The 6,368-nt window shown below is 68.6% G+C and carries 6 protein-coding genes; 1 reads left to right on the top strand and 5 read right to left on the bottom strand.

What is annotated here, in order from left to right; genetic code table 11:
• Positions 1-20: 20 nt before the first annotated feature.
• From qcrB to ctaE, 4 genes are all read right to left on the bottom strand, one after another.
• Entirely contained in the window at positions 21-1,661 is a 1,641-nt protein-coding gene (gene qcrB / locus AC3ERT_RS26980) for a cytochrome bc1 complex cytochrome b subunit (RefSeq protein ID WP_335974039.1), read from the bottom strand.
• Positions 1,658-2,722: a cytochrome bc1 complex Rieske iron-sulfur subunit gene (gene qcrA / locus AC3ERT_RS26975; RefSeq protein WP_435133276.1), complete on the bottom strand. Its 1,065-nt coding sequence runs from the start codon at positions 2,720-2,722 to the stop codon at positions 1,658-1,660. Before qcrA ends, qcrB begins: the two co-directional genes overlap by 4 nt.
• Positions 2,719-3,528, bottom strand: coding sequence for a cytochrome bc1 complex diheme cytochrome c subunit (gene qcrC, locus AC3ERT_RS26970; protein ID WP_335974046.1), 810 nt, complete (start codon positions 3,526-3,528; stop codon positions 2,719-2,721). Before qcrC ends, qcrA begins: the two co-directional genes overlap by 4 nt.
• A gap of 109 nt (positions 3,529-3,637) precedes the next feature.
• Entirely contained in the window at positions 3,638-4,258 is a 621-nt protein-coding gene (gene ctaE, locus AC3ERT_RS26965; protein ID WP_328463083.1) for an aa3-type cytochrome oxidase subunit III, read from the bottom strand.
• Between the two features lie 177 nt (positions 4,259-4,435).
• On the opposite strand from ctaE, the gene AC3ERT_RS26960 reads away from it, so the two are divergent.
• On the top strand, positions 4,436-4,855 hold the full coding sequence (locus AC3ERT_RS26960; RefSeq protein WP_335974054.1) for a hypothetical protein: 420 nt from the start codon (positions 4,436-4,438) through the stop codon (positions 4,853-4,855).
• A gap of 45 nt (positions 4,856-4,900) precedes the next feature.
• Here the strand turns inward: AC3ERT_RS26960 and AC3ERT_RS26955 are convergent, their stop codons facing one another.
• Positions 4,901-6,235 (bottom strand): L,D-transpeptidase, encoded by a 1,335-nt coding sequence (locus AC3ERT_RS26955; RefSeq protein WP_335974058.1) that lies wholly within the window; start codon positions 6,233-6,235, stop codon positions 4,901-4,903.
• Positions 6,236-6,368 lie beyond the last annotated feature (133 nt).

The following is a 6,368-nucleotide window of genomic DNA, read 5'->3' as shown; positions in this document are numbered from 1 at the left end:
TGGCGTGCGCGACGTGCGGGCTAGTGGTGACCGTGCCCGCTCGTGATCTCCTCGTACTCCTCCGCCGTCGGCTTCGGGATCTGGCTGTGCTCGCCGTAGAACCCCTGCGACAGCTTCGCCTGGACCTTCGCGATCGGGCTGACCTTGCGGGCCACCCCGTTCTCGTCGGTCTCCGGGCCGAGGTCGATCGGCCGCGGCTGCTCGTGCGCGGTGAGGACGTGCAGCTGCTGCTGGGACAGCGGCTCGTGCACCTCGATGAACTCGCCGTGCGGCAGCCGCTTGATGATGCCGCTCTCCCGCCCGTGCAGCACCTTGTCGCGGTCCCGGCGCTGGAGCCCCAGGCAGATCCGCTTGGTGATCCAGAACGTGATCACCGGAGCCACGAAGAAGCTGACCCGGACGAACCAGGTGATCGCGTTGATCGACAAGTGGAAGTGCGTGGCCCACAGGTCGTTGCCGCCACCGATCAGCAGCACGAAGTACTCTGTCAGCCAGGCGACACCGAACCCGGTGCGCACCGGGCGGTTGCGCGGCCGGTCGAGCAGGTGGTGCTCGTTCTTGTCACCGGTGACCCAGGACTCGATGAACGGGTAGACGGCGATCGCCATCATCACCAGCGGGAAGATCAGCAGCGGGATGAAGACGCCGAGCACCAGGGTGTGGCCCCAGGCCCTGATCTCCCAGCCGGGCATCACACGGATCAGGCCCTCGGAGAAGCCCATGTACCAGTCGGGCTGGGCACCGGTGGACACCTGGTCCGGCCGGTAGGGGCCCATCGTCCAGATCGGGTTGATCGTGGCCACCGCGGCGATCGCGGCGATGACACCGAAGACCAGGAAGAAGAAGCCGCCGGCCTTGGCCATGTAGATCGGCATCAGCGGGGCGCCGACGACGTTCTTCTCGGTCTTGCCGGCACCCGGGAACTGGGTGTGCTTGTGGAAGAAGACCAGGATCAGGTGCGCGACCAGCAGACCGGCCATCAGACCCGGCAGCAGCAGGATGTGCACCGAGTAGAAGCGGCCCACGAAGTCGTGGCCGGGGAACTCCCCGCCGAACAGGAACATCGACAGGTAGGTGCCCACGATCGGCACCGACAGGATCGCGCCCTCCATGAACCGCACACCGGTGCCGGACAGCAGGTCGTCCGGGAGCGAGTAGCCGGTGAACCCGGTGAACATGCCCAGGAAGAGCAGCGTCCAGCCGAAGAGCCAGTTCAGCTCGCGCGGCTTGCGGAACGCGCCGGTGAAGAAGACACGCATCATGTGCACGATCATCGCGGCGATGAAGATCAGCGCGGACCAGTGGTGGATCTGCCGGACCAGCAGACCGCCGCGGACCTCGAAGCTGATGTGCATCGTGGAGGCGTACGCCTCGGACATCTGCACACCGTCGAGCGGCGCGTACGGGCCGTGGTAGACGACCTCGTTCATGCTCGGGTGGAAGAACAGCGTCAGATACACACCCGTGAGGATGAGGATCACGAAGCTGTACAGGCAGATCTCGCCGAGCATGAAGGACCAGTGGTCCGGGAAGATCTTGCGCAGGTTGGACTTGGCCAGCTTGTAGAGCCCGAGCCGGCCGTCGGTCCACTCCGCGACCCGTTCACCGGGGTTCGTCGGCCGACCGCGGCGGGTCGGCGCGTCGTCGGTCATGGTGCTCATGAACGCTCCCAGAATGCCGGGCCGACGGGCTCCTCGAAGTCGCCGAGCGCGATGAGGTTGCCCTCACTGTTGACGCTGATCCGAAGCTGCGGCAGCGGGTGGCCGGCGGGGCCGAAGAGCACACGCGCGCCGTCGGACAGGTCGAACGTCGACTGGTGGCACGGGCACAGCACGTGGTGCGTCTGCTGCTCGTACAGGCTGATCGGGCAGCCGACGTGGGTGCAGATCTTGGAGAACGCGACGATGCCCTCGTGGCTCCACTCGCGCTCGCGCTTGTCCTTGATGTCGTCCGGCTTGAGCCGGATGATCATCAGGGCCGCCTTGGCGAGCTGCTCCTGGTAGTCGTCCTGGCTCTCCTCGAGGCCGTCCGGCGTCGCGAAGGTCAGCGAGCCGACGACGACGTCCTCGGGGCGCAGCGGCTGGTTGGTGTTGTCGTTGATCAGCTGCTTGCCCTTGGCCCACATGGTGTGGTCGAGCTTCTTCTCCGGCAGCGGGCCGAGGTCGCGCAGGATGACCACGCCGGCCAGCGGCACCATGGTGAGCGCGCCCATCATGGTGTTGCGGATCAGCTTGCGGCGGCCGAAGCCGCTCTCCTTCGCGCCGGTGATCCACTGCTGGCGGACGTTCTCCCGCAGCTCGTCGTCGGCGTCGATGCGGTGCCGCTCGTCGACGACCTCCTCGTCCGCCATCAGCGTGCGGGCCCAGTGCACGGCGCCCGCGCCGATGCAGAACAGCGCCACGCCCAGCGTGAGGCCGAGCGAGAAGTTCAGCGCGCTGACGTGCCCGAACGGGAAGATGTAGACGATCTTGTCGACCGGGAAGATCACGAAGCAGGCGATGAACGCGATGGTGCCGAGCATCGACAGCAGGAACAGGCCGGCCACCACCCGCTCGGAGTGCCGGGCCGCCTTCTCGTCGATGTCCTGGCGCCGGTGCTCGTGGGGCGGCAGCCCGGGGTCGGCGAACGGGTCGGCCGTGGCGACGCTGCCGCCGTGGTGGCCGCCCTGCCCGCTCGGCAGGTTCTCTGGCACGGTGTTGTGCGATCCAGTCTCGTCGCTCATGATTTCTTGGCCTTAGTCGTCCGGGCGGCGAGCCAGACCGCGATGCCGAGCAGCGTGCCGAGACCGAAGACCCAGGCGAACAGGCCCTCGGACACCGGGCCGATGGAGCCCAGGGTGAAGCCGCCCGGGTTGGGGCTGTCGGCGCTGTCCACGGCCTTCAGGTACGCGATGATGTTCGCCTTCGCGTCGGACGGCATCGTGCTGTCCGGGAAGGACGGCATGTTCTGCGGGCCGGTCTGCATCGCCTCGTAGATGTGCTTGGACGAGACGCTCTTCAGGCTCGGCGCGAACTTGCCGTGCGTCAGCGCACCGCCCTTGCCCACGAAGTTGTGGCACTGCGAGCAGTTGGTGCGGAACAGTTCGCCGCCCTTGGCGACGTCGGCGGACGCCGGGCTGTACTGGTCCTTCGTCGGGGTCGACGGGCCGGGGCCGAGCGAGGCGACGTACGCGGCGAGCTGGTCGATCTCGGACTGGCTGTAGGTGTTCTTCTTCTTCTCGACCTGCGCGCCGGGCTGCTTGGCGGGCATGCGGCCGGTGCCGACCTGGAAGTCCACCGCGGACGAGCCGACGCCCACCAGGCTGGGCCCGTTGGTGCTGCCCTGGCCGGAGCTGCCGTGGCAGCTGGCGCAGCCGACGTCGTAGAGCTTCTTGCCCTGCTCGATGGCGAGGGAGGACTGCGAGGTGTCAGCCTGCGCCTTGGGCGCCGGCGCGAGCGCGGCGTACAGCCCCCCGGTGGCCGCGAGCGCGAAGAGTAGGACGACAAGCGCCGCCATCGGATGGCGCCGTCGTACGGAGAGCTTTTTCACGGATTACCCCGGTGTCAGGATCTCTTGTGTCGATGCTTCTGGCGGTGCCGTCGGCGGGGCGCGTCCTCCGTCCGGAGTACGGCGCGGGCGCCGGCCGGCGCGGTACCGGCTACTTGATCAGGTAGATCGTGGCGAACAGGCCGATCCAGACGACATCGACGAAGTGCCAGTAGTAGGACACGACGATGGCTGCGGTGGCCTGCTGATGGGTGAACCGTTTGGCCGCGTAGGTACGGCCCAGCACCATCAGGAACGCGATCAGACCACCCGTCACATGCAGTCCGTGGAACCCGGTCGTCAGGTAGAACACCGAGCCGTACGGGTCGGAGCTGAGCGAGATCCCGTCCTTCTTGACCAGGTTGGTGTACTCGAAGATCTGCCCGCCGATGAAGATCGCGCCCATCACGAACGTCACGATGAACCAGGAGCGCAGCTTCTTCACGTCGCCGCGCTCGGCGGCGAAGACGCCCATCTGGCACGTGAAGGAGGAGAGCACGAGGATCGTCGTGTTCGTCGCGGAGAACGGCACGTTCAGCGCGTCGGCGTGTGCCTTCCAGAAGGTCTCACCAGTGACCGACCGAAGGGTGAAGTACATCGCGAAGAGGGCCGCGAAGAACATCAGCTCGGAACTCAGCCAGATGATGGTCCCGACGCTGGTGAGGTTCGGCCGGTTGACCGACGGGTGCGCGTGCCCGGTTTCTACTGCTGTTGCTGTCGCCACGTCCGACATTATGTCGGTCCCTTATCCGGCGCTGACTCCGGGGGTCCCCCTTCGGTGTGTCAAGCCCGCTCGGCGACCCGCACGGCCTAGTTGGGCGTCCTTCGATCGGGCGACCCCTCCTCCGGAACCACCTGGCGGGAGTAGCATCCGAGCCACTTGAGAAATCCTTCACGAGGAGGAGCCACGATGCAGGCGACCGCCACCGTGCTGGTCTACAGCGACGACGCCAACACCCGGGAGCAGGTACGGCTCGCCGTCGGGCGCCGGCCCTCCGCCGACCTCCCCCCGGTGCAGTACCTGGAGTGCGCGACACTGCCCGCTGTGCTCAGCGAGTTGGAGCGGGGCGGCGTCGACGTGATGGTGCTCGACGGGGAGGCGAACCCGGCGGGCGGGATGGGCGTGTGCCGCCAGGCGAAGGACGAGGTCTTCCGCTGCCCGCCGGCGCTGGTGCTCATCGGGCGCCCGCAGGACGCCTGGCTGGCCACCTGGAGCCGCGCCGACGCGGCGGTCACCCATCCGGTGGACCCGGTGGCCCTCACCGACGCCCTGACGGTGCTGCTGCGCCGCCGCCTGGAGCCGACGAAGAAGGCCGTCGCCCACCGCTGAGCGCGCGGTGGACGACGGCGTGCGCACCCAAGGCGCGGGCGGTGACTAGGCCGTCTGGGGTGACAGGCGGGCGGGGGTGCCGGCCGGGACGTCGACCGGGGTGGTCTGGTCCTGGCCGGTGCTGCCGCTGTCCCCGGGGCTGCTGCTGGTGCTGCCGCCGGTGCCGGCCGAACCGCCGTTCAGGGCGCTGCCCTTCTGCCACTGGGCCCAGCTGAGGTTCCAGTCGCCGATGCCGTTGTCGAACGCGGTCATCATCGGGCCCTGGCTGTTGACGACCTGCACGATGTCGCCGACCCGGACGTGGTCGAAGAACCACTCCGCGTCGTCGGTGCTCATGCCGGTGCAGCCGTGGCTGACGTTGGCGTACCCCTGGGAGCCGACCGACCACGGCGCGGCGTGCACGTACTCGCCGCTCCATGTCACCCGGGTGGCCCAGTAGACGGGCAGGTCGTACGAGTCCGAGCTGCCGGCGGCGATGCCGACCGTGGAGCTCTTCATCTGGACGAACGACTCCTTGTCCAGCACCACCTTGATGCCGTTGCGGGTGTCGAAGCCGGGCTTGCCGGTGGTGACCGGGAGGGTCCGGACCACCTTGCCGTCGTCCTTGAAGGTCATCTGGTCGCTGGAGGCGTCGGTGAGCGCCTCGATGCGGTCGCCGGTGTGGATGGTGAGCGGCTTGTCCGCGGCGCCGTAGACCTTCTTGGCGATCTGTACGCCGCCGAGGGTGCTGCGCGCGGTGATCGTGGCGTGCGCGGGCCAGTACGTGCTGGGCCGGTAGTGCAGGGTCTTGTCGTCGACCCAGTACCAGGAGCCCTGGGCGGCCTTCGGGCTGCTGACCACCTGGAGGTGGGACTCCACCACCGCACGGGACTTCCGGTCCTTGACAGGGGCGCTCAGCGAGGCGGTGAGGGGCTCTCCGACGCCGTAGGTGCCGGTGTCCGGGCCGAAGGTCACATGGAAACCGGCCGCGGCGCCGGTGGTGTCGAACTTCAGCGTCTTGCGGCCGGGGTGGCCGCCGGAGTCCTCGGTGCTCACCCGGACGGTGTAGTGCGCGCCGGCGGCGAGCGGGGTGGTGGAGTGCCAGCTCTTGCTGTCGGCGCTGAGCTGGCCGTTGACATAGCGTCCGGTCGAGTCGGTCGCGACCACGTCGGTGATCTGCGAGCCGCCGTTCACGGAGACCTTGAGGGGCTTGGCCGGGTTGGCCTTGCCGCCGTCGGCGGTGCCGAAGGTGACCTTCGCCGCGGCGTCGTGGGGGGAGGATGCCAGCGGGTTGCCGCCGCCGCTGCAGGCGGCGAGGCCTATCGCGAGGGGCGCCGCGAGGATCGCGCGGCGCACGGTTATCAGCCGGCGGGGGCGGGGGCGCTCGGGAAGGTGGTTCATGCGTTCACGCTAAGAACGGCCACCGGAATCCGCGCGGTGGACGCCTGCAAAACGGTGAGGGCGGGCCCCGGCACCGTGGAGGTGCTCCGGGACCCGCCCTGGGTCGGCGGCCGCTCAGCGGCCGCCTGCGCCC

The organism is Actinacidiphila sp. bgisy145 (assembly GCF_057708125.1).
This window is presented reverse-complemented; position numbering and strand designations above follow the sequence as displayed.